The 26,999-nt window shown below is 42.6% G+C and carries 18 protein-coding genes and 1 tRNA gene; 5 read left to right on the forward strand and 14 right to left on the reverse strand.

The annotated features are described in order from the left end of the window. Window positions 1-26: 26 nt before the first annotated feature. On the forward strand, window positions 27-488 hold the full coding sequence (locus ACZ5V1_RS12290; protein WP_464389086.1) for a universal stress protein: 462 nt from the start codon (window positions 27-29) through the stop codon (window positions 486-488). 60 nt (window positions 489-548) lie between these two features. On the opposite strand, the gene ACZ5V1_RS12295 is transcribed toward ACZ5V1_RS12290, so the two are convergent. Beyond that, window positions 549-3,206: a cation-translocating P-type ATPase gene (locus tag ACZ5V1_RS12295; RefSeq protein WP_464389087.1), complete on the reverse strand. Its 2,658-nt coding sequence runs from the start codon at window positions 3,204-3,206 to the stop codon at window positions 549-551. Window positions 3,207-3,344: 138 nt separating this feature from the next. Between ACZ5V1_RS12295 and ACZ5V1_RS12300 the strand changes: the two genes are divergently transcribed. Together ACZ5V1_RS12300 and ACZ5V1_RS12305 are read left to right on the forward strand one after the other, a co-directional pair. Continuing rightward, the gene (locus tag ACZ5V1_RS12300) at window positions 3,345-3,818 is read left to right on the forward strand and encodes a phosphate-starvation-inducible PsiE family protein (RefSeq protein ID WP_464389088.1); all 474 of its coding nucleotides are present in this window, start codon (window positions 3,345-3,347) and stop codon (window positions 3,816-3,818) included. 379 nt (window positions 3,819-4,197) lie between these two features. Next, window positions 4,198-5,871, forward strand: a complete 1,674-nt coding sequence (locus tag ACZ5V1_RS12305) for an amidohydrolase (protein ID WP_464389089.1) — start codon at window positions 4,198-4,200, stop codon at window positions 5,869-5,871. A gap of 584 nt (window positions 5,872-6,455) precedes the next feature. Here the strand turns inward: ACZ5V1_RS12305 and ACZ5V1_RS12310 are convergent. From ACZ5V1_RS12310 to ACZ5V1_RS12355, 10 genes are all read right to left on the reverse strand, one after another. Continuing rightward, window positions 6,456-6,950: a LysR substrate-binding domain-containing protein gene (locus tag ACZ5V1_RS12310; protein WP_464389090.1), complete on the reverse strand. Its 495-nt coding sequence runs from the start codon at window positions 6,948-6,950 to the stop codon at window positions 6,456-6,458. Between the two features lie 1,255 nt (window positions 6,951-8,205). Next, window positions 8,206-8,946, reverse strand: coding sequence for a hypothetical protein (locus ACZ5V1_RS12315; protein WP_464389091.1), 741 nt, complete (start codon window positions 8,944-8,946; stop codon window positions 8,206-8,208). A 43-nt stretch (window positions 8,947-8,989) separates the two neighbouring features. Continuing rightward, entirely contained in the window at window positions 8,990-9,658 is a 669-nt protein-coding gene (locus ACZ5V1_RS12320) for a phosphotransferase family protein (RefSeq protein ID WP_464389092.1), read from the reverse strand. Window positions 9,659-9,725: 67 nt separating this feature from the next. Then, window positions 9,726-11,099, reverse strand: a complete 1,374-nt coding sequence (locus ACZ5V1_RS12325; protein ID WP_464389093.1) for a nucleoside/nucleotide kinase family protein — start codon at window positions 11,097-11,099, stop codon at window positions 9,726-9,728. Window positions 11,100-11,116: 17 nt separating this feature from the next. After that, complete coding sequence (locus tag ACZ5V1_RS12330; RefSeq protein WP_464389094.1) at window positions 11,117-12,913, reverse strand: ABC transporter ATP-binding protein; 1,797 nt, start codon at window positions 12,911-12,913, stop codon at window positions 11,117-11,119. A 57-nt stretch (window positions 12,914-12,970) separates the two neighbouring features. Further along, complete coding sequence (locus ACZ5V1_RS12335) at window positions 12,971-13,636, reverse strand: HAD family hydrolase (protein WP_464389095.1); 666 nt, start codon at window positions 13,634-13,636, stop codon at window positions 12,971-12,973. Continuing rightward, a complete protein-coding gene (locus ACZ5V1_RS12340) occupies window positions 13,636-14,340 on the reverse strand; it encodes an acylneuraminate cytidylyltransferase family protein (RefSeq protein WP_464389096.1) in 705 nt (234 codons plus the stop codon). The genes ACZ5V1_RS12335 and ACZ5V1_RS12340 overlap by 1 nt, the downstream gene beginning before the upstream one ends. A 9-nt stretch (window positions 14,341-14,349) precedes the next feature. Next, window positions 14,350-15,966: an aldolase catalytic domain-containing protein gene (locus ACZ5V1_RS12345; RefSeq protein ID WP_464389097.1), complete on the reverse strand. Its 1,617-nt coding sequence runs from the start codon at window positions 15,964-15,966 to the stop codon at window positions 14,350-14,352. Window positions 15,967-16,848: 882 nt separating this feature from the next. Then, window positions 16,849-16,926: transfer RNA gene (locus tag ACZ5V1_RS12350), tRNA-Glu, on the reverse strand. A gap of 500 nt (window positions 16,927-17,426) precedes the next feature. Beyond that, window positions 17,427-18,815 (reverse strand): NAD(P)/FAD-dependent oxidoreductase, encoded by a 1,389-nt coding sequence (locus tag ACZ5V1_RS12355; protein ID WP_464389098.1) that lies wholly within the window; start codon window positions 18,813-18,815, stop codon window positions 17,427-17,429. Window positions 18,816-19,113: 298 nt separating this feature from the next. Here ACZ5V1_RS12355 and ACZ5V1_RS12360 point away from each other — a divergent pair, with 298 nt between their 5' ends. After that, a complete protein-coding gene (locus ACZ5V1_RS12360; protein WP_464389099.1) occupies window positions 19,114-20,490 on the forward strand; it encodes an ATP-grasp domain-containing protein in 1,377 nt (458 codons plus the stop codon). A gap of 167 nt (window positions 20,491-20,657) precedes the next feature. Here ACZ5V1_RS12360 and ACZ5V1_RS12365 read toward each other — a convergent pair whose 3' ends face one another. From ACZ5V1_RS12365 to ACZ5V1_RS12375, 3 genes are read right to left on the reverse strand one after another with little or no spacing between them, the layout of a single operon-like run. Further along, the gene (locus ACZ5V1_RS12365) at window positions 20,658-23,084 is read right to left on the reverse strand and encodes a penicillin-binding protein 1A (RefSeq protein ID WP_464389100.1); all 2,427 of its coding nucleotides are present in this window, start codon (window positions 23,082-23,084) and stop codon (window positions 20,658-20,660) included. A 26-nt stretch (window positions 23,085-23,110) separates the two neighbouring features. Continuing rightward, complete coding sequence (locus tag ACZ5V1_RS12370) at window positions 23,111-23,653, reverse strand: zinc/iron-chelating domain-containing protein (RefSeq protein WP_464389101.1); 543 nt, start codon at window positions 23,651-23,653, stop codon at window positions 23,111-23,113. Continuing rightward, window positions 23,653-25,242 carry an ArnT family glycosyltransferase gene (locus ACZ5V1_RS12375; RefSeq protein ID WP_464389102.1) on the reverse strand — a complete coding sequence of 530 codons (1,590 nt, stop codon included), beginning with the start codon at window positions 25,240-25,242 and terminating at the stop codon, window positions 23,653-23,655. The genes ACZ5V1_RS12370 and ACZ5V1_RS12375 overlap by 1 nt, the downstream gene beginning before the upstream one ends. 415 nt (window positions 25,243-25,657) lie before the next feature. Between ACZ5V1_RS12375 and ACZ5V1_RS12380 the strand changes: the two genes are divergently transcribed. Next, window positions 25,658-26,998, forward strand: coding sequence for an efflux RND transporter periplasmic adaptor subunit (locus tag ACZ5V1_RS12380; protein WP_464389103.1), 1,341 nt, complete (start codon window positions 25,658-25,660; stop codon window positions 26,996-26,998). The last annotated feature ends 1 nt before the right edge of the window (window position 26,999 follow it).

A 26,999-nucleotide genomic window follows, 5' to 3' on the forward strand; every position in this document is an offset into this window, starting at 1 on the left:
AGAGACTACAACTAAGGAGCAGATGAATGAAGCCCCAAAAGATACTTGTTCCCATTGATGGTTCCATTCCTTCCAAGAATGCAGCCAAATACGCAGCTTCCCTTGCTAACCAAAACGGCGCCCAAGTTATACTTCTTCATGCATATGGACCGATTAGTCAGTTGCTGAGTGGTAGAGGTCTACAGATAGTCAAGGAAGAGCTTTCAAGCCATGCAGAGGAGCTTTTACAAGAGTACAAAGTACTTTTAGAAGACTGCGGCGCTTCAGTAACCACCATGTCTCGAGCTGGCGAAACCGGCAACGTGATTCTCAATGTCGCAGACGAAATAGGCTGCGACCTCATTGTCATGGGCTCCCGTGGCCATTCTGCCATTGAAGGAGCTATAATGGGCAGCGTTGCCATCAAGGTGCTCCACGGAGCTAAATGCCCAGTGCTTGTAACCAGACAACTGCGCGAATATTATCCTGATCAAGCCTGCTTCGTCTAAGTAAGAATAAGAAAAGAATAAAGCCCCCGACCTTCTGGTCGGGGGCTTTATTCTTTTCATTTAACGGCGAAATTTTCTTCGTAAATACTTATCGAATTCTACCACCAGAACAACGGAAACCGCAACCGAGGTGCACATTCCCCACTCTACAACACTTAAAGGTCTTGTCCGGAATATCACTTCCATCATAGGGGATGAAACCACCCAAATCTGAGCCAACAACGCAAGCGTCATACTAACGAAAAGGAACCTGTTCGAGAATGGGTTCATCTGAAATACCGAGGTATACTCAGAGCGAGAGTTGAAGGCTTGGAAAAATTGGAAAAGCACCATAGTTGTCATAGCCATGGTTCTAGCCTTTTCCAACTCATAATCAGAATTTAATGCGAGGGTGAATATAAAAAAGACACCTAACGCGATGCACACACTGACTATAGCCGTGCGTTGTATCAGCAGGCCGTTTACAATACCTTCACCTGTCGGTCTTGGGGCGCGCTGCTCAACATCCTTCTCACCTGGCTCAAAAGCAAAGGCTACGTCCTGCAATCCATTTGTTACTATGTTGATCCACAGCAACTGAGCAGGGACATACGGAATCGGAATGCCCGCTATCATAGTCAACAAGATAGACCAGATCGCCGCAAGGCCGGTCGGGAGTAGAAAAAAGACAGCCTTTCGCAGGTTGTCGAACACAATGCGGCCTTCACGTACCGCATGAAATATACTTGAAAAATTATCGTCTACAAGAACCATATCCGAAGCTTCGCGGGCAACGTCCGTGCCCCCCTTGCCCATTGCTACTCCGATGTGAGCAGTCTTAAGAGCAGGTGCATCGTTCACGCCATCGCCGGTCACGGCAACAATCTCTCCCTGCCGTTTGAGGGCATTAACAATACGAAACTTATCTTCCGGTGCAATGCGGGCAAAAACTGAAGTCTCGCGTACCAGAGAATCCAATCCCTTCTCGTCAATATCAATAAGCCGTGTACCTGTAACTGCACCCGAATCAGCAACCTCTAAATCCAGATTGCGTGCGATAGCTGTTGCCGTTTCAGCATGGTCCCCAGTGATCATAACAACACGAATTCCCGCATCGTGACACTTGCCAACAGCTTCTATAGCTTCCGGTCTAAGTGGGTCGAGCATTCCCTGTAGGCCGATAAACACTAAGCCAGTCGACACATCATCATCACTTATGCTCGTGGTGCCTGCGGGCATCTCTTTAATAGCGAAGGCAAGCACTCGCATCCCCTGAGAAGCATACTCTTTAGCTTTCTCCAGAATGGCATTGCGGTTCAACCCTTCACTGTAAACGCATTCCGTGCATAATTCCATAAGGCGGTCATGACCACCTTTTACGAACATAAAAGCTTTTCCATCTTTTTCATGCAACGTCGCCATGAAGCCGCGTTCTGATTCGAACGGCAAAATGGCTATCTGGGGCCAATCCAAAATTTCTTTTTCAACCCTCAGTTCCGCTTTCATCGCTGAAACGATAAGTGCCCCTTCCGTCGGATCTCCTTCTACTTCCCACGCACCATCGCGCTGAACCAGTCGAGATTCATTACACAGAAGTCCTACACGTAAGACCTGCAACTGCTGGTCACTTAGAGGGAAAAGATTCCCTTGCATATCATCAAACGCACCTTCAGGGGTATAGCCAATACCGCTCACAGCTAAGTCGTTGATTCCATCAAACAGACGGGTCACCGTCATACGGTTTACAGTGAGAGTTCCCGTTTTATCGGAACAAATGACCGTTGTGCTACCAAGAGTTTCCACGGCAGGAAGATTACGGATAATTGCGTTGTATTTTACCATCCGTTTAACGCCGACAGCCATCGCAATGGTGACGACAATAGGCAAGCCTTCGGGAACCGTTGCAACAGCTGCTGCAACGGCTGTCAGGAACATATCTTTAACGGACGCTCCTAAAATAAGACCAAAGACAAACAACAAGGAAGTCGAAATCATAACGAGAAGGCCGATGTACTTTGCAAGCCTCTCGATTTTTTCCTGAATTGGAGCGACGACTTTTCCTGCCGAGCGAATAGTACTGGCAATAATGCCGAGCATTGTCCGATCGCCAGTTTCTACGACAACCCCTTTGGCTCTGCCGTTCACAACAATAGTTCCCATGAAGACCATATTGGTCTGATCACCGGGAGACAATCCGCTGTCACGTAGAGTCTCGGTTGTCTTAATCGCTGGAACAGATTCCCCTGTCAGCATAGACTCGTCGACTCGTAACTCTGTGATCGAAAACAATCTGATATCTGAAGGAACCATGGCTCCTGAAACCAAAGAAACGATATCACCCGGTACTAAGGACGCACTGGGCACTTCCATTTCCTTTCCGCCCCGAGTGACGATGGTCTTCGGTGTAATCATTTGTTGCAGAGATCGGACGCTTTGTTCTGCTTTAGCCTCTTGAACGAAGCCGATAACTCCATTCAAAACGATAACAGTCAGAATAACCAATGCATCAACATACTCGGCAAGGAGAAGAGTAACCACAACAGCAATTAATAATATTAAAATAAGGGGGCTTTTTAGCTGATGAAGCGCGATACGCGCGTAGTTAACGCCCTCTTCTTTTCCAACCTTGTTTTCACCATAACGCTTACGCTGGGACTCTACCTGTTCAGGAGTTAACCCTTTAGAATCGACAACAAACGATTTAAATATTTCATCTTGAGATTGGGTGTACCATTCCATAGTCCTCTCCTTGTGAAGGTGGCATCCATATGAACATATCACAATTCATGATTGGAACAAGATAATCAAAACAGTTTGTACGAATCATAACTACACTGCTATATATGTACGATACAGAATATGTCACGAGAGGAAATCATGCATAATGAAAAACAGCAGAGTCCTGACACTACATTAAATGCTAAATGCAACATTCTAGGTAAAGAAGATCCGCTTATAAACTTACTGGAAAAGAAAATCAGGCTGGCAGTGAGATGCTTGGCAATACTAATGACGTTTGTGATTATTTGGGGAATATTAGATGTTGTATGGATTCTGTATCAACGAATGCTTGAACCACCTTTTTTATTGCTTAGTATTCACGACATACTGGCAACCTTCGGTGCATTTATGGCTGTGCTTATCGCCATTGAAATATTCGCCAATATAACCATGTACCTGCGCGAAGACGTGTTGCATATCCGCATGGTCGTAGCTACCGCTCTTATGGCCGCAGCCCGAAAAGTTATTGTGTTGGATCTTGAATATACCAAAGCGGAAGATATTGGTGCTATCGGGTTAGTCGTTCTATGCCTTGGCGTGACATACTGGCTTCTTGGAAAAAAATCGTAGAGAGCTTTTTTGATAAACCAAGTTGCAACGAAAACTACAAAAGAAAGTGGTTAGGCGACAGGGTCGAAAGAGCGTAACATAAGTTCAGTCTGATCATAAAAATCAACTTCCACCACTGGAACATCCCACCTAATATTTTGATAAAAATATATATGTTATCCGTGTCTGTTGAATAGTTTGAGCCGACTACAACCTAACGGTGTCCAGCAAATGATGGTCAACCTCACTTAGACAGATGAACTTCTACTAAGCCCGATTTTAATACTTCAATATTCTTACCGTTACTATTTTGCTTTTATTTTTGAGCTGCAATAGACTCTCTTCATCCCGAACACTCCTCCCTATTTTTTATAATTCCGGATTATGAAAGGAATGAAGAATGAAGCGAATTTATCTTTTGACAGTAATAGCGAGCCTACTCATGAGTCCTCATGCACTGGCTGTCGAACAAGCAGATATAATTCTCACAAACGCTAAGATATACGGCCACAAGAGTGCCGATACAATAGCCATTCACAATGGTAATATTGTTTTTGTTGGCAAAGCAAAAATAATGGATACATACCGTAATAAACACACTGAAATTATTGATCTTGAGCAGGCATATGTACTGCCGGGCTTTATTGATAATCACAACCATGTGTTTGAGGCAGCTTCAGAAGTTGGCGGAAACTGTGAATTAGATATGGACGCATCACTTGAAGAACAAATCCCTTATTTAATGGCGTGCAGTAAAAAAGCAAAACCTGATGGCTGGCTGATAGGCTATGGGTTTTCTTTGGATGCAATCTTAACTGAAGACAATCGTTACACACCGCTTGAAGTGATTGACCGTGTTTTTCCAAAACAACCTGTCGTGTTCATGGAGCAAACTTCGCATTCAATGTGGGTCAACTCCGCAGCACTTAAATTGGCAGGTATCACCAAAGACTCCCCCGAGCCTAAAGGGGGAAAGATCCTTAAAGATGAAAAAAGCGGTGAACTAAATGGAATTCTATTTGATAACGCTGGCGATACCATCATGGAGATTGCGTGGAATAGCTTAGAAAAGGAGTTCGACCAAAGCTATGAAGGACTAATGATTGGCCTTGAAGAAGCAGCAGCACATGGCATCACCACCATTGGGGATGGGCGACTTTATTGGAAACGCGGTTGGTATAAGGTGTGGGAACAAGCCGAAAAAAATGATGATTTGACCGCCCGTGTTTCACTACGTCCGTGGATTTACCCAACAGATCCAGTGGCACCTCAGCTAGAATTTTTGAAGAAAGTGCAATCGAACGATCACTCACGCTTACTATTGGTAGATCAGGTTAAAATGTATAGCGACGGGATCATTATTAATGGCACGGCGAAAACACTAGCACCGTATTTGGATAGTTATGTTCCGGATAAGCCTCATGGCATCAACTATATCCCACCACATCAAATGAAAAACTGGCTGGAGGCACTAGACAAGATAGGCTTCAGCGCCCACATCCATGCAATTGGTGATGGTGCGGTTCGCGAATCATTAAATGCCGTAGAACATATTCGTAAAAAAGGTTCAAAAAAACCTTACACCATTACTCACGTTGAATTGGTAAACTTAACGGACGTGCCTCGCTTCGCAAAACTGAATGTAACAGCCGACTTCCAAGTCGGTTCTGATTACGTAGCAGAACACGATCACCAGTGGGCAGAACCCTTTCTAGGGGCTGAGCGCTCCAAGGCTTTGATGAACCCAAGAGCCATTTTTGATACAGGTGCGAATGTCACATTAAGCAGTGATTGGAATGTGCATGATATTAATCCATTAATTGGAATTGCGAATAGCCTGAGAATGGGAAACACGGGTTTGCCAGATGTGCATTCCGCTATCAATGCCTATACGATCAATGCTGCTGAAAGTTTAGGAGTAAGTGATATTACCGGATCAATAACTGTTGGAAAATCAGCCGACTTTGTCATTTTAAAGCAGGACATTACTCAGTTATCAGCCGATGAGATTGCGGATACAGAAATCCTGATGACAGTGCTACAAGGTGAGGTTGTATTCGACTCAGAAGAATAATCAATAGATGGTGCATGGCGTGCTTGCACCATCTTTTCCATAAAAAACTGAGTCTAGTAACAGCTTGTTATGTTGAAGTAACAGTCAGGCAACTGGTTTCACAGATATTCATTGTGCCTGAGGTACTTAACTACTCTTTTAACTACATGCGCCATATAAAGAAAAATAATCAATCTACAACACAATCAAAAACTGGCTATTAAGGGCGAAGGTGCATTGGCACCTTTGAAGCAACTTATCGGAAACGACAGCTCAGATCCCAAATTCGTCCTCTGAACCAAATATCACCTCTTGATTAAGATACAGATCGACTGGCAAGCTCATGCATAGCTCTAAACGCATCTATGACCTGATCACCGTGTTTCGACAGCACTAAGCCATTACGCCAACATAACTCTATTCTACGATCGATACCTGCAGGCTTAAAATCACAATTTACAATTAGTAGTTGATCACTTTCTATGTAGTGGGTGACGCTTTCTGCCGGTAAGAACGCAAAGCCTTTATTTTTTTTTAGCATCGTAATAAGCAACATATGTCAGAAAACACGCCATAGCTAGGGCTATAGCCTTCACCATTATCCCCTACCTCACCCTGAGATAGTTCTCCCAAATTAACTCTCGAGAAAGACTCAAATCATCGGGGGATACGCCCTCTAAAGTTGCGAGTGGATGATCAGGGCTACATATCAGCACTTCTTTGTAATAACCTAAACGGCAATGCTCGAGATGTTGATGATGAATAGTATCTGACTCATGAATCATTATGATATCAATATCGCCTTCAATTATGGCTTGCATCAACTGGAGTCTTTCATCGCGACACACTTCGACACTTACATAAGGTAAATTCAATGCTGCTGAGAGCGACAAAACAAAAGCAAGATCAGGAAGATAGTTTTCAATCCCTATAGTCTGCATTATCGGTTCTTCTTGAGCGATCATCTCTGCACTTTGAACAAATTTTTCAAACTGACTCATGGCATGTGAAAGATAAGGGAGTAACTGTTCTCCATCTTTACTTAACTTAGTTTTATTGCCGGTTCGATCAAAAAAAACTACGCCAAGGTCAATCTCCAAGTCAGAGATCCATTGGCTTACTTAAGGCTGTTTCTTTCCTATTTTACGGGCCGCAGAAAAAATTGAACCTTTTTCTGCGGCTAATAAAAGAACTTTCAAATGCAGTAATTCATTAAGTTACACCAACCTAACCATACGTTAATTTACAGTTATATTACAATATCACTAGTTAAATTCAACATGCATTCATATGTTAAGTTAGTCACTCATACCGTCAGACCAGCTTCATCCTTTCTTTAGCCTGCAAACATCATCGATGACATTAATCCGTAAGCTTCCCTTTAAGAAGCGTACTTCATGCACTCAAGACGTTCCCCAGAAATTCGAACAAAAAAAGCTCTTACACTTTCGTTAAGAGCTTAACTTGCTTGGCGTCTCCAAGGGGATTTGAACCTCTGCAGCCTGCGTGAAAGGAAGATAGGTTCAAAACAAATCGGATGATTATCCTAATATTTTGAACAATACCGCTGCCACTAGGCCGCTTTGATGTTCATTATTTTTCGTTTTAATTACTTAGCTGTTACCCGAAAAATTTTATTGCCAAGCCCGTTTGAATCCCATGCTATCAACTCTTTTGTTAAGTTCAACATATCAAGCTGTTACGACGTATTATTGATTAATATATAGACGTTCGTCGATATGCTCCGGCGAAATTAATTCAGCGAGAGCTTCGAGAAACAGAGCTTGCATAGTGCTTTCGCCTGCAATCGCTTTAATACGGACGTCTAACCATCTTTTCCCTAACGTATTTGGTTTAACTTCAAACTTTGTTCAAGGCTAGCTGAAAAAAATGGCGTAAGGCTCGTCTAAATATGAAATAGTCGCTCTGTGATTTGTAGCCTAACTGAGGCTCCACTTTTTTGTAGTAAGATCACTATTGCAGAATACAGATAAGTTGCCAGTAAAAGCATCTCATAATGATCAGCAATCAACATGGACAGCCAGTTAACAGTCTTGACATTTCACTAGCGTCGAGCACAATAACTGCCTGTACGGCATCATCAAGCACTATCGACTCCAAAGATGCGGATTAGAGTCTGCTAGCAGAATCCCGAGACAATTCAAGTGCCACTCCTGCACGTACTTGAAGCTTGATAGCCTCGTTGCCGCTACTATATACCGTTACAGAAACCACCTGCAGTGTTTGAAGCAGCTTCCGTTTGTACTACCCGAATTGCTTATTCGAATTAATGCGAAGCCTGTTTTATACTGTACTAATTGTTTTAAATTCACGGTATAAGATGCTGTTTTGTTATTAATCTGATGAGGAAGTAACTAAGCCATCAATATTGATCTTTTTGAATACTTCAAGCTTGCTATTAGGGGTTAAATTTAACACCTTAACTGACTCTTGTTCACAAAGCTTGGCAACAAAACTATACAACTCATTGATATACAACAATTTATCACGACTCATTGCCAGGTTTTTTACTTTTCTACCATGGTATTCGTTGAAATTATGGTCTTTGCTATCGTCGAAACAGTCCATACTAAAGTGATCTACGCCGTATAAGTATATGGTCTTATAGCCAGCTAAAAAAGCGGCGCATTGTATTAAAAAAGGTAGAGAGTTGCCTGTGACGAGTTCTTTACCTGAAATGATCAAATCATTTTCAATTCCAGGACCGAATGTTTTGGTTGGAATCATATGGATGTTTTTTTGGGCTAAACACCAACAATCGAGCAGATATGCGTTTTTTGTAGAAACTAAAAAATGTTCGCTGTCTATGTTCTGAAAATAAGCTCTATTTACTTGCCGGGTGTAGTCGCGATCGACCATAGAAAAAAATTTAAAGCTTTTTCCGGCCAATGATTGGTGTTGATGTACGAAGTTGCAGCCAATCAGGTCTTTTTCGTTTAGAAAAGTAGAATCTCCATCTAACTTGTCTAATGATGGACCACTGCCAAAAATTATACATTCATCATGGGATGGCGATATAGACTTATTTTTTTTCGTAGCGCTGATGATTTTTTTAAGGAGGGTGTTTATGTGCATTTTAAATATCTCGTCAGATATCGGCTGAATCCTAGGTGCTGAGTTAGCACATTACCATGATAGCAGATACCCTTTGGAAAAAATTTTCTAAGGCTATTTTACTAGTTTTATTATGCCGTTGCAAATCGAGCCGAAATTTCATTAGAGCATAAATTAAAAGCATTTCCGATTTATTGACATAAGACTTTTCGACATGATTATAAATAGAAATAATATCATCAGGTGGCTTAGGTGTGCTTCTTTTCCAGATGCCATAAAACCAGTATAGATCCCATAAAACAGATCCATTTTCACTGTGGTTTTCCCAATCTACAATCCAAAAATTTTGATCACGATCTATTAAGACGTTATTCGGGTTCAAGTCACCATGCATTCCGGTGTTATTATATTTTTTATCCCCTAGAATTACTTCGATGTAGTTGTATATCTCTGGCTTGTGTTGGATGCTATTTAATATTTCAGGTGCAAGGATAGCATGCCATGAAACATTGTTATGCTTGATTGGCATGCGAAATAATACGTCTTCAACCGTGCGGTAAAATGTCCCTTTTTCATTCGTAAGAGGCTGGGCACTTTTAACATTCTCGTAACCCTCAATATATAAACAAAGAAATCTCGTTTGAAATATCATCCTTGGACAATACGCAATACCCTGTTTGTCAAGAAAGCGGCTTGTTTTTGATGCTGAGGGAAATGATTCTATTCGTTTCATGTTCTTTACGAAGATTGCTTTTATAAAATACTTATAAAACGAAAAAGAAGCTCTGTTTTTAGTTAGTTTATACAGTGTCACTTGCTGAAGGCCTCTTGGTTCTGGAGAGAGAGTTACACCATGTTTTATAAAGGTCGCGATGGATTTTTTTTATATTGTCTTCAATTTCATCGCTACCATTAAGTCTTAACAGCTTGACGTTAAAGTGTTGAACCATAAAAGCAGCAAGTTTTTCCTTTTTGTAGGAAATATCGCGCTGATTTTCATTAGCCCTTCTTTGTAGAGAAATTTTGGTTGGAACTTCTACTAGAATAAATAGATCCGGGTGCGGAAGTGACAAGAACTTGCTAAGTACAGTTGAATGTTTTTGCAGAACTGATTCGTTCTTTTGGGCGATAAAGAAATCGAGCCACCAACGGTCTACAACTACCATGCTACCATTTTTTGATTTCTGGATTAGACTGTAGATTTTCTGCTTGGTGTCAAAATAAATAAAAAACAGATTAGTGCGCATTTCCACGTATTCTAAGAAACTTTCTACTCTTGCTCCCTTTAACTTATTAAAAATAAACCTGATAAAACTAAATACCCATTTGAGTTTTTTCATATAGAATTTTGTCAGTGGATGATATTGTGTTTTAGTCTCCATCCTTGTTTTAAAACAGTCCAGTTTTTGTGCTGAGGTGTCTAAATTTTTTATTGTCGTTGATTTTCCAGCCCCGTCGACTCCCACACAACAAACTATTGGTGCTTTGGTTTCACGAACTTGCGCAATAAAATGTGAGTTTTTCAAAATGGAAACAATTGTATTTATTTTTCGACCAATTCGCTTTGTTAAAGTTATATGGGATTGTGGCGACTGATCGGTTAAAGTTTCAAATTTTGCAGATGTAGATTCTTCGGAACACAAAAGTTGAGCAGCGTTATTGGCATTTTTTATAAACTGCTTATCTTCACCTTGGCTGTAACATAGGCCTTGAACTGCTTCTTGCAAGGCCTCAATATCCATATTTCGTATAATTTTTCGTATTTTTTCATATCGAGATATTTTATGTTTCTTTTTCTTAATCGCTTTATAGATCAAGCATGCGGCTTGATCTTGTTGTGACAAGACTTTTACTCTGGGGTTAAACTGACTAGCTTGCGCGCGAGAAGCAAACCAAGTGATAGAGGAGTCTGAAATAAACGGCGCATCGTAAAGGTCAATAGGCTTGATAAAGCCACCTTGCGATAAATAATAGGCAAAGCCTCTGGTTTTATGTGTGAACACTAACGGAACAGGAGGCTTTGTACCGAGGTGTATGACAGCACAATGGGACCTGTTGGTGATGAATGTGTCTACATCTATATCATTCTCATCGGGCTCTTTGGCCAGAAGAATTTCCTCTCCAATGCTATTTAGATCGTTTTTTAAAAGGATCAGGACATTATTCAAATTCATGGATTTAAGAGTGCTACCTAGCTATTTAACATTTTAGAAAAAGAGTTCTTTTCCTTTACAAGTTCACTATATGCGCCAGTGGTTTCAATTTTACCATTGCTTAAAACGACAATTAAATCACATTTTTTTACGGTGCTAAGGCGGTGAGCAACCATTATGATCGTTTTGTGCTGAGAGAGCTTGTCGATCTCTTCAATGATTTCTTTTTCTGTAACACTGTCTAAGGCGCTCGTGGCTTCGTCAAAAACCAAGATGTCGGGGTTGGAATATAGTGCTCTGGCGATACCGACTCTTTGTTTTTCACCACCGGATAAGCGTATACCTCGATCTCCAATTGTTGTGTCATATCCATCAGCTAATTTGCTTTCAATGAACTGACCGATTCTCGCTGCGTGTGCGGCCTTCTTGAGGGCGTCCATATCAATTTGATTTTTGGGTATACCAAACGCAATATTTTCTGCTATTGAAGCGTCCATCATAAAGATGTCTTGCGGGACATATCCAATATTTTTTTGCCAGCTTCTGACATTGGTTTTATTGAGTTCTTGGCAGTCAAGCAGTACTTTGCCTTTATTTGGTTCCAATAGGCCTAGTAATATATTTGTTAGGGTTGTTTTCCCTGACCCGGTACTGCCAACAATGGCTAGGCTAGTTCCAGATAGGATATCAAGGTTGATAGATGACAATGCGGATTTTTCTGAGTTATTGCTGTAACTATAGTCAACATCGGCAAACTGTATTTTATGCTTAACACGTAATTTTTCTGTCCCACTCAGAGGCGCACTCAAGGGGAGTTGCATCATTAAATCATTGTGAATTTTTTCAATAGTTTTAGCGCCGTACTTTAAGCTTGATAACCCTACAAAGATGCTGCTTACTGCGGGCTTAAGCTTATAAAATGAGTAACCGTAAAGTCCCAAGAGCGGGATGAGCTCTTCTGGGGAGGAAGCGGAAGGTGATGTAACATTTAAATAGGTGAATATGATTAATCCACCGAGTGCAAACGCCTCAATAAAATATGACGGAACGTCGTTAATGACCTGTCTTTTTCCGTTCAGCATAGCAAAGGCTAGGCTGGGCACGGAGAATTTCTGCACACTATATTCTTCGTTTCCTGTGATTTTGATGGTCTTAATTCCGCCAAATATTTCTCCTGCGAATATAAAACGTTCTTTATTTCTTTTTAATCTATCTTGCCCCATATGGAATAAGGTTTTGGATAAAGAAGCGTAGATGAGTGCGTATATTCCACCAGCTCCAAAGAAGGTCACCAATGCGACAACTGGGTTTACGATAAATAGAAATACAAGGATGGCAAATCCTACAACAACATTGGCAGCCATGTTCACAAAGGTGTGTATGACTTTTCCTATGACTTGATCTACCTCAGATAGCAAATTTTTGGACAGGTCGTTAGAATTTTGCGTTAGGAAGTATTCGTAATCCTGACTCAGGTAAGAAGCTAATAAACGTTGACTGAGTGAAAAGCGCGTTTTTTCAACGAACAGAGTTCGCTGATAGCTGCTGTATGAACGCACTAAAAAAATTAAAATTGTAAGAACGAGCAAAGCTGAAATCAGAACGACGGTGAAGTCGATGCTTTTAGGAAAACCTAGACTGTAGGTGATCTCTGCAATCTTTTTAATAATGCTGTTGTCCAGTGCGCGACCTGAGTCTACAAACAGGATGAGTAATGGAACAATAGATGCGGCACCAGCAACCTCTAGTAAGGCTTGAAAGATAATAATGGATGTTACCAATATTGCGTTTTTCTTACCTTTATTACTCAGAAGAGTAAAAACTTTATGTATCATTTTTAGTGTATGCGATCGTAAAAGGTTGTTTTTTGAAGTTAGGTTGGATTATCTTGGCTAAAAACTCTCTAACAAGCAATGTATTGATGAAACTGTCTTTAAGTTGTTCTCATGGCAATACGTTTTCCAGTTATGAAATTCAGTCCATTTGCTTAAAAAAACGAAATCTATTTCGAATGTCGCTGCGGCTTGATGGTCTAGTTTGCTGTCTCCTAGAAATAGTGCAGGGGATTTGATGTTGCTGTTCTTGAGTTCACGCTCCAAAATTTCAAACTTGTTATCCGGGCTACCAAAAATGCCGCCGTTAAACATGCTGCCTATTTTGCGAGTGTTAAGCACCGCACGAAGCTCCTCTTGATCTCCCCCTGAGACAATGCACCATTTCGCGTCTGGTACGATTGCGCGCAGTTGAGCAAGACCTGATGCGATTTCACAACACATCAGCTCTTTTTTGACTTGGGTGGCGTAGGCGTCCAGCAACTCTGACGTTGTAATTTTAACAATGTTTTTATTGTATTTAGGAACTATAACGTCATGAAAATACTCAAATTTTTCATATCGAGATATGCCGCCGTTCTGAACGTGATATTGTAAAAATTTTTTTGCAGCATCCTCTCCGAAAGGGAGAGCTGTTTGATAAAAGGCGTTCGATTTTATTATATTTGAATTGAGTATGACGCCATCACAATCAAAAAGAAATGTTTTGTAGGTGGCTAAATTCATTATTTCTCAGAAAGTGGAATTAGTTGTTGTGCAATAATGAAGTCATCTTGCCAATCAATATCAATTTTCTTGAGCCCCGCGCACACATAAAGAGCCGGCGACTTACCTATTCTATCCTTCAACTCATTGTAGTTTTTTCTTGAATTGATATAAAAGGCATGATTGATCTCATACAACGGATCAAGATCTTGAGTGTTTGGCCAAGGATTGATGTTTCTGTCCGTATTGATCACTCGTTTTTCTTTTTCATTCCATATAAACTGCTGAATTTTATTAACGCTGATCAAGGAGTCTGCTGTTTGATTCTTAATGGATTCTTCATATTGGGCAATTGCGGCTCGGTAGTCGTTTTCGTTAAGAAATGGAGATGTTGCATGCACCCAGAAAATCACGCTAGCTGTTGTGGCCTCTTCAATATGGCCAATAAGATCCTGTACTTTTGTAGTTGAGCTGCATAACTCATCAGGACGAATAACTAGGCGAACGTTTGAATTTTCTAATAATTCTTTAGGGAGTTGATCGATGATTTCCTTATCATTTGTAGAAATAACAATTTCAGAAACTTCATCTTTGAGTTTTACAATCTGAGCGAGCTTATATTGAAAAAGGCTTTGCCCGTTGGGGTGAAAAGGCCTTGAGTTTTTCTTTATCACTCTTTGCGAGCCTGAGCGCATAGGCAAGATGATTGAAATATCTTTCATCATGATATTCCTTTATATCGCGTAAATGCTTTGTTGCGGAATTTTATAAACTGTCGGCGTCACGGAACATAACGGGATATCAATTTCTTTCTTGAAAAGATGAAATATTTTATTCATTTCATCATTTCTGGCACTTCCCATGGCGTAACCGTCAAAGCCAGCAAGTAATATTTCTTTAGATCGTCCACAACAAATCACGCTTAAAGCATATGCAATCACATTTGAAGTTGGAGTAACACATGATGTGTCATTGAATTCAAAACATTCTGGTTGAATTTCAATTCCGAAATCACACACGTTTTTGGCCTTTAAAACATTTTGTAAACTTTCTGGCAGCATACTTAAAGGGGTGATTAGAGGGGCCGGAAATTTTAGATGCTTTTTAGCGTCTGCAAGCAGTCGAACAGGGTGACAAGCCACACGGTAGTTAATGAGATCGGAATCAATATGCTTAAGTGTGTTCAATGCCAGAACGGTAGGTTTTTCTTTTTTTATGTATGTTTCAATCGCTTCTTTGTGTTGTTCGATACTCTGCCCAACTCCCAATAACAATATAGTTTTGTTTTTTAGAGCGACGCTGGGAGTCCATGATCCCCGTGGTGGTCCAGAGTAGAAATTCTTGGCTGCGTTAAGGGCGGTGCAGTCAAACTTTGCGCTGTTTGTGTTTTTTAAGTGATATACTACAGACAGGATATCTTCTTCATCATATTGGCTGTCTTTAAGCATTTCCTGAATATAGGTAGGATGAATGGAGTATAAGCCAGCCATGTAGTAGAAGGGATTGCTACCCCAACCGTATTCACTCTTTAGCGGGTTGAAAGTTGTTCGAACAAGTTTAAGCAACGGCAATAAGTCATATGGCTTTTCTTTAAATTTTGCCATTTCAAGGACGAACTCTTCTGTTCGCAGATTCCCGGGGCCTCTTCCCATTCCCGTGATGGTACTGTCGACCCATTCAGCACCGCTGTCCAAAGCTTGTGTAGAGTTGGCGAATGCCAGCATAAGATTGTCGTGCGCGTGAATACCAATAGGGCCACCCCAACGTTTACGTATTGCGTTGGTAATTTTTGTAACATCTTCGGGCTTAATGTTGCCTAGACTATCAGCAAAGTAAAGCACATCAACTGGATATTCAGAGGCCTTGGCGGCAATTTCTTCAATTTTTTGTTCCGAGTGCTCACTGATTTGCATGATGTTGGCACTGGTTATATAGCCTTTTTCATTCAGCCATTTGCAGGCCTTGAGCACTGGTTCAAATTCATGCGCATGACTGGCGATGCGAACGAGATCAACTGGTGAGTTTTTGGCTAGCCGCGGCATTAGCTTTTCTAATCGTTCTAGATTAAGTTTTTCGTCAGTGACAATATCTGCGGCGTTCATCATAATACCAATCGATAGACCATCAGGAATATTTAGAGTTTCCAAAAATTCGTCTGTCGTATAGGCGCAGGCGCCCCTAAAACCATTGTTTGCCCAGAGACGGAAGCCAATTTCTGCGACATCAATCTCAGCAGCTTTTACGGCAACAAGATAGTCTTCCATCAGATCTTTTGAAAAATCCCATTTCGTGTAATAACCACCATCACGAAGGGTGCAATCCAAATGGACTATTTTTTTATGTTGTTGCATCAGTACTCCTAACGTCTAATTTAAGAAAACGAATAGGGATTAGTCTATTCAACTATGGTTGTGAAGTGTAAAATATGTGACATTTGGCTAATTGGAGTTTGAAGATGCTAGGCGCTTAGCTATTTGCTTTGCCATGATCTTTGGTGGTGCGCATAAGTAGACTAAAGCTAGGAATGAGCTGCTGTTCCATGGTTTATTTCTGAAACAATACCACACTGAATATGCATGCAATAGCGCCACCAATAAACCGATTGCTTTGCAAGTACTTTTATGTTTTTTTTCAAGACTATAGGGCGTAGCCTATCGATTTTGTTCCAATTTTATCTGAACGCTTGTATTTTGTACTGTATGACAAGTAGTTTGTCTACATCTATGAAGTAGCGGACTTATTTTTATTGTAATGTGTTATCATTTCGCATGATAAAATGGAAAAAGCATTGTGCAGGTAATATGTGCAATGCTTTTTCTTTAGATAAGTACTTTTATTTTAAATAAAAAGCAGGACTAACAGTTTAAAATATTTCAGTCTTAATTTTAAGGCTTTGCTTTTAAATAGTCTTTTTATGCTCATAATAAAACGTAGGGACGTGGCTGCTGGAACTTCGCATTTTTTTATAGAGAGTTGGCGACCATATTTAAAAGCATAGAAACAAAGGTCACTCTTGATTCAGAGTTTGTCATAGTTAAACCGTCTTCTCCTCTGTGATCTGTGGACATTCTCAGCACGATTACCCCGAAGACGGAAACTGTCTCTGAAAGGGCTACGAAAAAAGACAGGAACAACGGTGAAGCAGATGCAGCCTAAAAATAAAAAACTTACACCCTGGGCTTACAATGTAACAAAAAAAGCTCTTACACTTTCGTGTAAGAGCTTAAATTGCTTGGCGTCCCCAAGGGGATTTGAACCCCTGTCGCCTGCGTGAAAGGCAGGTGTCCTGGGCCAGGCTAGACGATGGGGACGCTTCATATGTGCTTCGTGAGTTCCCTCACGTGCGAAAAGGTATTTATGGAAAACAGGCTTCGCTGTCAACTAGATTTTTTATTATTTTCTATGAAAAAACTTTTTTCCCTCTTGCCACAGAGCTCAAGGGGTCTTATCTTAGAACTGTAAGGAAGCACATATCGATATACCTTCCAGAAGATATAGTCATCAACCCTAACGGAGGATAAGAAAGGCTAATGGGTAAAAAGAACGAACAGACAGTGAGAGAATCTACTGAATAAAAGATTTAGGATTCGGAGCCGGTGCACTAAGTGCATGACAAGGCCGAACCAAGCAGCAATACGCTAACAGAGTTTGTAGGTAGATTCTCTCTTCTTTTGTCTTCAATAATGCAGTCCACCATTTGGTGGTCTTTTTTTTGACCTTTTTTCATCCCAAAAAAAGCTGCGTCCCTTTCAGAACGCAGCTTATCATTATATAGAACTGACCAACGACACGCATTGTGTCGCTTGATGTTTTAATTTTTCGCGATAATAGCCTTAGCCGGAACAATACCGGTAGCAGCAGCAGAAACAATGTTGCCTGCTACACCAGGGCCGTCACCAGCAACGTAGAGACCATCGATAGATGTCTCAAGCTCGTTGGAAGTTTCAACCTGAGTAGCAAAGAACTTAATCTCTGGAGCGTACAACAAGGTTCCGTCATCAGCGATACCAGGAATTACGGAGTTAAGCTGATCAAGACCGTCAACAAGGTTTGTCACAATACGCTCAGGAAGCGCCATAGCGATGTCACCAGGAACTACGTTTGTCATAGTCGGGGCAATGTGACCGTTGTTGATACGAGTCCATGTAGAACGTCTACCACGGCGTAAATCACCAAGACGCTGCAAAATAGGCTTACCGTCACCAATGATGCTTGCAAGCTTACCAATAGCTGTACCGTAGCCTGTGTTATCTGAAACAGGATCAGTCAGCACTACTTTAGATAAGAACGCAAAGTTGGTGTTTTCAGATTTCTTATCGCGGAATGCATGCCCGTTAACGCACACAAAATCCTGATAGTTTTCAAGCGCGATAAAGCCACCAGGGTTTGTACAGAAAGTACGGGTCTGGTCGTCGTATTTAGAAGTACGCACGAAGAACGTAGGATCGTATACCACATCGGTAATATCAGACATTACGTCATTATGTGTTTCAACACGTACACCAACTTCGATGCCGCGCTGAGAAACATTTAAGTCGTATTCTTTACATACAGTGCTGATCCAATCTGCGCCTACACGACCCGGAGCAAGAATTACCTGCTTGGCGGTGTAAGTACCTTTGTTAGTCTCAACGCCCTGCACTTTTCCGTCTTCAGCCACAACGCGTTTAACTTCTTCCTTAGTTCTAATCTCAACACCACGTTCAGCAAGGTAGCTGGACATATTGTCGATATGATCAGGAAGACAGTCAGAACCGAGATGCTTCTGTTTAATCAACAGAAGATCAATACCGTTCTTGTTTGCTTCTTTACGAATGGCTTTTGCTGTATCCATGTTGGAAGGATACACAGGGCCATCCATGCCAAACTTGTTAAAGATCACTTCTGTCTCATCGATCAGATCTTTTGCTTCCTGCAGTCCCATAAACTGGGTCAAATCAGTCTTTCCAAGCTTGTGGATATAGTTCAGCTTACCATCGGAAAAAAGGCCGCCTCCGCCGATACCGGAAAGGATATGGCAGGGTTTACATTTCACGCACTTCTGGGTTTTTCCAATTGGGCATGTTCGATTTTTTACCGCCGGGCCGCGGTCAATCATACATACAGAAAGATTAGAATTTTCTGCAAGATAGTAGGAAGCAAACAGCCCAGCAGGGCCGCCGCCAACAACAATAACGTCAAAATCTGTCTTATTAGACATAGTAGCAATCTCCAAACATTCTATTTAGCCCAAGCCGTATTCTCCCCCACAAAACACGGGGAAAAACAGCCTTAAGCGACGTGCGCATTAAATCGCGCGCACAATGGCTTAGTATATCCTGTACTCAAATCCTCATCGGTGTCAACTCACTTTTTTTCAAATCGCAAAAAAACACCACTTCGTTCATTCTATAATACTCTGCCTCATTCTACCTGCAATACACTCTTAGGGACGATGTGCCCTGTCGCATCGAGATTTCATTTTGTCATTAACCCCAAACTCCAGAGCTGAGGTAGTTATGCCTACAGAACGTACGACATACCGAAAGCGTATTAGTGGAAAGATCAAGGATCGAAAGATCGTCTGGGTCGGGAGTCGAGGGTGCGATGCTATCCCCCTTACTGACTTTAAAAACCCTATTGTTTCGATTTGCTACGGCAGCCCCGCGCAGCACGAAGCAATTACCGAGTACACCTATGAAAGTATGATGCATCATAGAGTGAACCCGTACACCTACGACGCCTCTGCAGACACATCGGAGGGCATTAAAGAGTTGCGCCGTATTTTGATTAAAGAGCTGGAAGAACCATCCTGCCTGATTCCGTACAAGCCTATGGCCTTCATCGACACGGCTTATTTTCTACACCACAGGCACACCATGCTTTTAGGATTGTTTTCTGAATTCCAGCATCCATTTAACCATAAAACATGGATAGAAACAGCGCTGCACGACAAAGGCATACGTATCATTCCTTGGAAGTATCTTGAGATAACGGAAGCCGCGAAACAGGAAATTTACCGTGCAGCCATGGAAAAACCTGTCATGCTCCGCATTCACGCAGCATCGGCACGCTCAGGCCTTGTGCGAGTAGACTCCAAGGAAAGTTTTGAAACGGCATGGGAATGGCTCCAAAAGCACGAGACTCAACTTGTCGCCTACTCACCGTATTTTTCAGGTGCATCCTCTTTGTCTGCGTCAGCAACAGTATTTTCAGACGGAAGAGTCTCATTACACCCGCTTAGCCTCCAATGCATTGGCGTGCCGGAACTCACGCCGTTAAACGCAGGCTATTCAGGCAACGATTTTGGTATGATTCACGATCTGCCTGAACACATCATTAACCAATTAGAAGCAATGATTCGTGACGTTGGGCAATGGCTTGCTTCAAAAGGCTTTATGGGTGCCTTTGGTATAGACGCACTACTGCATGATGAGCAGCTCTACTTTATTGAAGCTAACCCGCGCTTCCTTGGATCATCAAAGATGTGCGCCAGCGTCGACAAGATACTGGATAGACCTGATGTGTACATGACACACATGGCAGCGTTTTTAGGACTTCCACCGCCGCCACAAATTCCACTGAGAGAACTCACAACGAAGCAACCACAATTGGGGCAGATGATTTTCCACAACACGCAGCCCCACCTCGTAACTGTGCAAAAGAACCTGACTGAATATGAAAAGCTACCATTCGGTGTAACACAAACACCAGAGTCCTCGGTCTCGGTTGCCCCCGGGGGGCCTATAAGTACACTGGACTGGACTGAGCCTTTATTGCAAACAAACGGGTCACTCAACGAAACAGGAAAGTTCATTGCCGATACCTTCCTGCAGAGCATCACCATCTATCCTCAGGGCTTGGTTCCTGAGCGACCAAAACGGATCATCAAGTAGGCTGCGTCGATTACCCATCCGTACCTACTACTGAATATATAGCGCCCCGATGAACACATTCATCGGGGCGCTTCAACGTAAAGCATTCGTGACGAAATATCCGAATAAAATTTCGCCATAAAAAAAGCCGGTACAACTTAGTTATACCGGCTTTTATATGACGTTTTTTAGAACATCTGCTTAAGCAAATCTTCACCACTTTCAACAGGGTCCCGTTGTTCACGGGTCAGGCGCTGACCTTGCATAATGGTCGGCTGCGTTCCCTGCTTAAACGGTAGGAAGTAACTTTTACCACTATATGCACTGGCAACTCTGCCGGAACCGGCATCAATTCGAACCTGAATAACCCCTGCAGGCATTTCAAAATCTTCCTCAGGGAAGTCATTAATAACTTTTTGCAGATAATCACGCACAACAGGAGATGCAGCACGAGAGCCTGTTTCCCATTTACCCATAGGGGTTAACTGGTCAAAGCCAACGTATGCGGTTGTTACAAGGTAAGGAGTCACCCCGACAAACCACGCATCTTTTTCATCGTTTGTTGTGCCTGTTTTACCGCCGATAGGACGCTTGAGGACTTTAAGACGCCAGCCAGTACCATCCTGTACAACTTCCTTAAGCAAGGTAGACATAATGTAGGATGTTTCAGGGTCCATGCCCTGAGTGCGCTGAGTCTCAATGGAGATGATATCATCACCCCATGCATCTTTTACAGACTTAATGAGACGTCCTTTTGACCATTGGCCGCCGTTGGCAAATGTTGTGTATGCTTCGGTTAAGTTGATCGGTGAAACCGCAACGGAACCAAGAGACACAGAAAGGTCATACGGGAACGGCCCTTCAAGCCCCATAGCTTTAGCACGTTCTACAACCTTTGGAATACCGAGCGATTTTGCAACACGGATGGTACAAAGGTTACGGGACTTAACAAGTGCAGTACGCAGCAAGGTCGGTCCATAGAAAATGCCTTCAAAGTTCTGAGGACGCCAGACTTTGGAAGTAGACTGATCTGTATATACAATCGGTGCATCCAGCACGATAGAAGCAGGGGTGTACCCATTATCTATCGCAGTGGAATATACAATCGGTTTAAATGCAGAACCAGGCTGACGTTTCGCCTGTGTGGCACGGTTAAACTGGCTTTCTGTAAAAGAATACCCACCAACCAATGCAAACACATCACCTGTGCGTGGGTCCATTGAAACAACCGCACCCTGTACATTAGGATGCTGTTCCAAAGCCAACGGCACAACGTCTTGCTCTGTCAGCAGACGTGGTTCCCAAGTATCTTTAAGACGGTCAGGTACTGCAATAGAAGCCCAGACAACGTCTCCAACCTTCAGAACTCGTCGTGCGTCTTTAACAGATGGAACATGATCGGTCGCCACTTTTGGGTTCGGCTTACGACACCAGTTCATGGTTGATACAGGGATACGACCTTTCATTTCGCCAAATCGTACGTCCACACCGGATTTTTCAACTCGGGTGACCAGTACCTGAATCCATTTTTTATCTGTCAGAACTGCTGGAATAACTTCCTGCTGCTGCAAGAAATCATCTACCATTTCTGGTTCAATCGACTGAATAGGTCCCTGCCAGCCCCTGCGTCTGGAAGATGCTTCCAAACCTGCACGTAAGGCCACTTCAGCAGCATCCTGATAGTCTAAATCAACAGCTGTGTGTACTTGAAGACCAGCTTCATAGACAGCGTCTTCACCGTAGCGAGGAAGTTCGATACCAAGCTTACGCATGTTATCTTCACTCAGGTAGTTAATAAGCTTCCTGCGTACTTCCTCTAAATACCATGCCCCACGTTTCCAGCTTGGATCTTCCATGCTCTTGTAAACAAGCGGTGCTGTAATTGCGGTGTCGTACTGTTCCTGAGTAATCCAGTTAAGATCGAGCATACGACCCAACACGTAACGCTGACGAGCCTTAGCAGACCCCGGAGCACGTAATGGGTTGTATTTTGAAGGTGCCTGTGGAAGCCCAGCTAAGATTGTAGCTTCCGCAATGGTCAGTTCATTAACATGTTTACCAAAATAGGTGCGAGCCGCGGCTTCTACGCCGTAAGCTCCAGCACCAAGATAAATTTCGTTTAAGTAGATAGTAAGAATCTCATCTTTCGTCAGATAACGCTCAAGACGAAATGCGAGAATTGCTTCTTTAATTTTACGCTCGTAGCTTTTCTCAGAGGAAAGAAGCAGTCGCTTGATAATCTGCTGAGTGATTGTAGAACCACCCTGTCTGATAGAGCCAGCACGCATATTTTTGATAAACGCGCGGAAAATTGCTTTCGGGTCAACTCCATCATGGTCGTAAAAACTATCATCTTCAGCAGCAAGAAAAGCTCGCTTAACGAGGTCAGGCATATTTTCGTGAGAAACCAGAAAACGTTTTTCCCGATAAAAGTGCCCGAGCACTTGCCCATCACGAGCATATACAGTTGTGACCAATGGCGGCTGATAGTCATTGATACGGGTAAAACTTGGTAAGTCTTTAGATGCCCACCAGTATAAACCGGAGGCAGCTAACGTACCCAATGCCGCCACAAGCGCAACGCAGATACAAACATACAGGAATATTTTTTTCATAAAGTTTAATCTCGTTTGCAGGGTGGCTACTCGCCTTTATCGAAGCCCCACGCTGAACGCAGTGATGCAAACAACTCCCTAACCTGGGGTTTGTCCATTCCTAGCAGTTCCAGCGATTCTTCTACGGTGTCGGTTTCACGGCATACAAGACACCCTTGTGCCGTGAACATAGTCAGCTCGTTGCCGCGTACCCAGAAGGGAAACAGCAGGCAGAACCATGGGCGCGCTTCTCTCGGGAGTCTACACCCTTGCTCTGTCAGATAAACACAATATCCCTTTTCATTGGATTGCAGAACCCTATGAGTCTCGTTTGCAGGGAATTGTGTATCTATTTTTAATCCATCATGAGGAAAAAGTCGTTTTAATGTCGTGATAAATTCAGGCGAGTTAATAACGTCATTTGCCCCTGAAACTTCAGGAGCCGCCGCTTTAACTTTAGCCCACTCTGCATCCGACAATGGGAAGCAAAGCTCGATATCTTGGGGGTCTGCATGACAACAGGTGTCGTATTTTTCTGCGCAACGTTCGCAAACAGTTGGATCAATTTTCGTAGAGATAGATGCAGTCATTAATAACTTCCGCTGTCACGTTTTGGCCATTCGCCGTTATAATTTTTTAGGATAGCAATATAATATTTGGGACCGTAGCCATTCGTATGCGTTGTTTGATACTCCATAACTTCGACGGATTCAAACAGCTTCTTAAGTGGCTGAAGATCAATAGGTTTATGACGGACAAATATTGCGTCCCAGCCCTTTTTGGCTTCAGGTGTCTCCCACAGGTCATATTGTGCTTTTCGACGTCCGAAATCCGCGCAAAACGCCTGCGGCTGCTTAGGTGCGTAGAATGAAAGGTTCGCAGTCACACCATAGCGGTCAGAAAAATAAAAAACTTTATCAGGGTCCGGCATCTTATCAGTAAGCTCCTGAAGCTTACTGGACATATCTGTCCAACCCATCAAACGCATAGCAGGGTTAAAAGAACGGGTTCTAAACGGTAGTTCTCCCAGTGAATGCATCACAAGAAACAGCACTACCCCGATAATAACGCCCGTTTTACGAAGCGGAATACGTTTGCTGCGGATAACCAGTGCAGTTTTACCCCAGACATGTCCCTGCTCAGCTGCCAGTGCCGCAAGCATAATGCCCGCTGCGTAGCTCATTGCAGACCAGTTAGGATAGATGCGGGTATGGAAACTCCAAAAAATAAAGAAGCCCCACAACATCCAGAAACCGACGCTTAACAAGATAGCCTGACGCACCTTGCTGTCATCTCCGAGAGCTTCGGCACCTTTTTTCGTCCACCCCTGTTTCAGGGCTGTCCAACCACCAAAGATAAGGAAAGCAAACCACCACGGGGTGATTAAGCCGATCTGAGAGCCGAAATATTCAGGAAAGCGGTCAAAACGGAAAAACGGTTTTGCAGTAGCAGTGGAAGTAACCCCTGCAAGCTTAGCAACATGGCGGAAGCCCACCCAGTCGTTCTGCATATTCCAGATAAGAATCGGCAAGAAACCGATAACTGTGCCAACAGCAATAGCAATGGCCGCACGCTTTACAAACACGGGACTGAGCATCTTTCTGCGCCACAGCCCGATACAATAAAAGAACACAACACCCGCCATGGCAAGCATCATGTATTTAGCAAGAATTCCAAGAGCAACCGCAATACAGAGTATTACATACGGTGCTTTTCGTTCAGGATTTTCACTGGCAGCGTAGATTGCGAATAGAGACGTAAGCCAGCACACAAGTAGAGGGCTGTCTGTTGTCATCAATACGCCGGAAGCGAGGAACAATGGAATTGTATTGGCAAGAATTACTGCCCAGAGGGCTGCAATCGGACGCTTCATTATGTGTCCCATGCCGTACAACAGAATACCTTGAGTCAAAAAAGAGTTAAAAACAGCGCCAAAACGAACACCAAACTGTGTGTTACCAAAAAGCGTTGTCCAACCTTTAATGATCCATGCAATCAGAGGTCCTTTGGAGTAGTAAGAAAACTGCATGTGACGAGTCCAATCCCAATACTGGGCTTCGTCGTACACAAGATCAAGCTGGTTACTCGATAAAAACGCGATGCGAATACAAGTTGTGCATACAATAATCGCAGCAGCCACAAGATATGGATGTCGCTGCCAAATAGCCGTGTTATTCAAAATAGACCTCACAAAAACAATATACAATGATCACGCTAGCTCAAGGCTCAAAAAAATGTGACGAGCACCAGAAAAAGCGCATTATATCCTTGATACGGAAAACGCTCCCTAATTCATACCAGTTATCCCCAATTGTCAACTCTGCAGGTTTTTAAATAACTATTTGATATTTCAATTAATCTTCGAAACGAACGTAGTTCCCTGTATTTTTTATTTAGCCTCATGGATATAACACACTTCTCTCTTAGCTTTGCATAGAAACTATGGTAACATGCTACACTGTCTGACATTTCCCTCGACTCGTCAGCTTTACATTTATTCCGAAAATCCGTGAATTAAAAATATTGAGACTACATCCGGAGGCGGCATGGCAGTTTGTTACTATCAGAGAATATTATCCCTAGCGGCATGTTGTATGTGTGTATTCACACTTGCAGCCTGTTCCGATAACGGAGCTCCGCAACAACGCCCTGCGCCGAGTGTGGATGTTATTTCTGTTTCAGAATTTCCTGTCGCCAATAAATGGGACGCCGTTGGGCGTGTTGATTCAAAAGACATCGTGCAAATTAAATCCCGCGTGGAAGGTTTTTTGCTAACACAGGGCTTTGTGGAAGGTGATATTGTCGAAAAAAATCAGGTGCTTTTCAAAATAGACCCTAAACCATTTGAAGCTGATCTTCAGCTGGCAAAGGCTAATGTTGAAAAAGCAAAAGCGGCTCTTGTTGAAGCAAAACAAAATCTTCGACGCGGTGCAGAGCTGTATGCAGGAAAAAACATCAGTAAATCTGAATTGGATGCGTACACCAGTACAGAACGACAAGCCGCAGCGGAAGTCGATGCAACCAAAGCTCAGGTCTATTCTGCTGCCATCAATCTTGGATACACCACTATTACTGCCCCGTTCAAAGGTCGCATAAGTAAAATTGTTTATTCTGTCGGCAACCTTATTTCTCCTAGCAGCGGCACACTTGCGACTATTTACTCAATTGACCCAATCTACGTGTATTTCACTGTGGATGAAAAGGACGTTGTCACATACCGCGAAAAATGGGGCTACGGATCATCACCTGAATTGAAATTCATGCTCAGACTTCCTAACGGCACTTCGTACCCTCTGGAAGGAAAACTGGATTTTGCACAACCGTTTATTGATAAAGATACCGGCACAATTGATTTGCGCTGCGTTTTTCCAAATCCTGAAAGCCTGCTTCTTTCCGGCATGTACGTTTCTGTTATAGTAGAAGATGCAGAAAAAAAACGTATGCCAGTCATCCCGCAATCGAGCGTACAGCAAACCCAATCCGGCTACACCGTTGTCGTAGTGGATAAAGACAATGTTGCAACGTCCCGTAAAGTTGAACTCGGGATGCGTCTTGATGCTATGTGGGTAGTAATAAGCGGACTCCATGCCGGAGAACATATTATTGTAGAAGGCTTACAGAAGGTTCAGCAAGGCAAGCCTGTTGATCCTCACCTTGTTAATGTTGACCCCAAAACAGGTGTTATTACAAAGCATCCAACAAAGAAAATTAAAGGTTCTGGCCCATCGAAAATTGTTCCGAAAAAAACTGGTTCGAAAAAAAATATTCCCGAAAACCCACGCTGGACTGAAACAGAACCTGACAAAAAAGATGCGTCACCTGACGCCGATCCGAATGCAAAAAAGTTACCGCCGGCTAAGCCAAATACTATTTTGCCACCACCCAATTCATCGAAAAAAACGTCACCATCTTCCACTCCAAATAGTGGGAGCTGAG

Source organism: Halodesulfovibrio oceani subsp. galateae (assembly GCF_055397225.1).

Coding starts and splice junctions, on each gene's coding strand:
- ACZ5V1_RS12320 (WP_464389092.1), bottom strand. CDS start 9,658: ATGAAACGAATAGAATCATTTCCCTCAGCATCAAAAACAAGCCGCTTT.
- ACZ5V1_RS12355 (WP_464389098.1), bottom strand. CDS start 18,815: ATGTCTAATAAGACAGATTTTGACGTTATTGTTGTTGGCGGCGGCCCT.
- ACZ5V1_RS12370 (WP_464389101.1), bottom strand. CDS start 23,653: ATGACTGCATCTATCTCTACGAAAATTGATCCAACTGTTTGCGAACGT.
- ACZ5V1_RS12290 (WP_464389086.1), top strand. CDS start 27: ATGAAGCCCCAAAAGATACTTGTTCCCATTGATGGTTCCATTCCTTCC.
- ACZ5V1_RS12300 (WP_464389088.1), top strand. CDS start 3,345: ATGCATAATGAAAAACAGCAGAGTCCTGACACTACATTAAATGCTAAA.
- ACZ5V1_RS12380 (WP_464389103.1), top strand. CDS start 25,658: ATGTGTGTATTCACACTTGCAGCCTGTTCCGATAACGGAGCTCCGCAA.
- ACZ5V1_RS12340 (WP_464389096.1), bottom strand. CDS start 14,340: ATGATGAAAGATATTTCAATCATCTTGCCTATGCGCTCAGGCTCGCAA.
- ACZ5V1_RS12335 (WP_464389095.1), bottom strand. CDS start 13,636: ATGAATTTAGCCACCTACAAAACATTTCTTTTTGATTGTGATGGCGTC.
- ACZ5V1_RS12325 (WP_464389093.1), bottom strand. CDS start 11,099: ATGAATTTGAATAATGTCCTGATCCTTTTAAAAAACGATCTAAATAGC.
- ACZ5V1_RS12295 (WP_464389087.1), bottom strand. CDS start 3,206: ATGGAATGGTACACCCAATCTCAAGATGAAATATTTAAATCGTTTGTT.
- ACZ5V1_RS12305 (WP_464389089.1), top strand. CDS start 4,198: ATGAAGCGAATTTATCTTTTGACAGTAATAGCGAGCCTACTCATGAGT.
- ACZ5V1_RS12345 (WP_464389097.1), bottom strand. CDS start 15,966: ATGCAACAACATAAAAAAATAGTCCATTTGGATTGCACCCTTCGTGAT.
- ACZ5V1_RS12365 (WP_464389100.1), bottom strand. CDS start 23,084: ATGAAAAAAATATTCCTGTATGTTTGTATCTGCGTTGCGCTTGTGGCG.
- ACZ5V1_RS12360 (WP_464389099.1), top strand. CDS start 19,114: ATGCCTACAGAACGTACGACATACCGAAAGCGTATTAGTGGAAAGATC.
- ACZ5V1_RS12330 (WP_464389094.1), bottom strand. CDS start 12,913: ATGATACATAAAGTTTTTACTCTTCTGAGTAATAAAGGTAAGAAAAAC.
- ACZ5V1_RS12315 (WP_464389091.1), bottom strand. CDS start 8,946: ATGCACATAAACACCCTCCTTAAAAAAATCATCAGCGCTACGAAAAAA.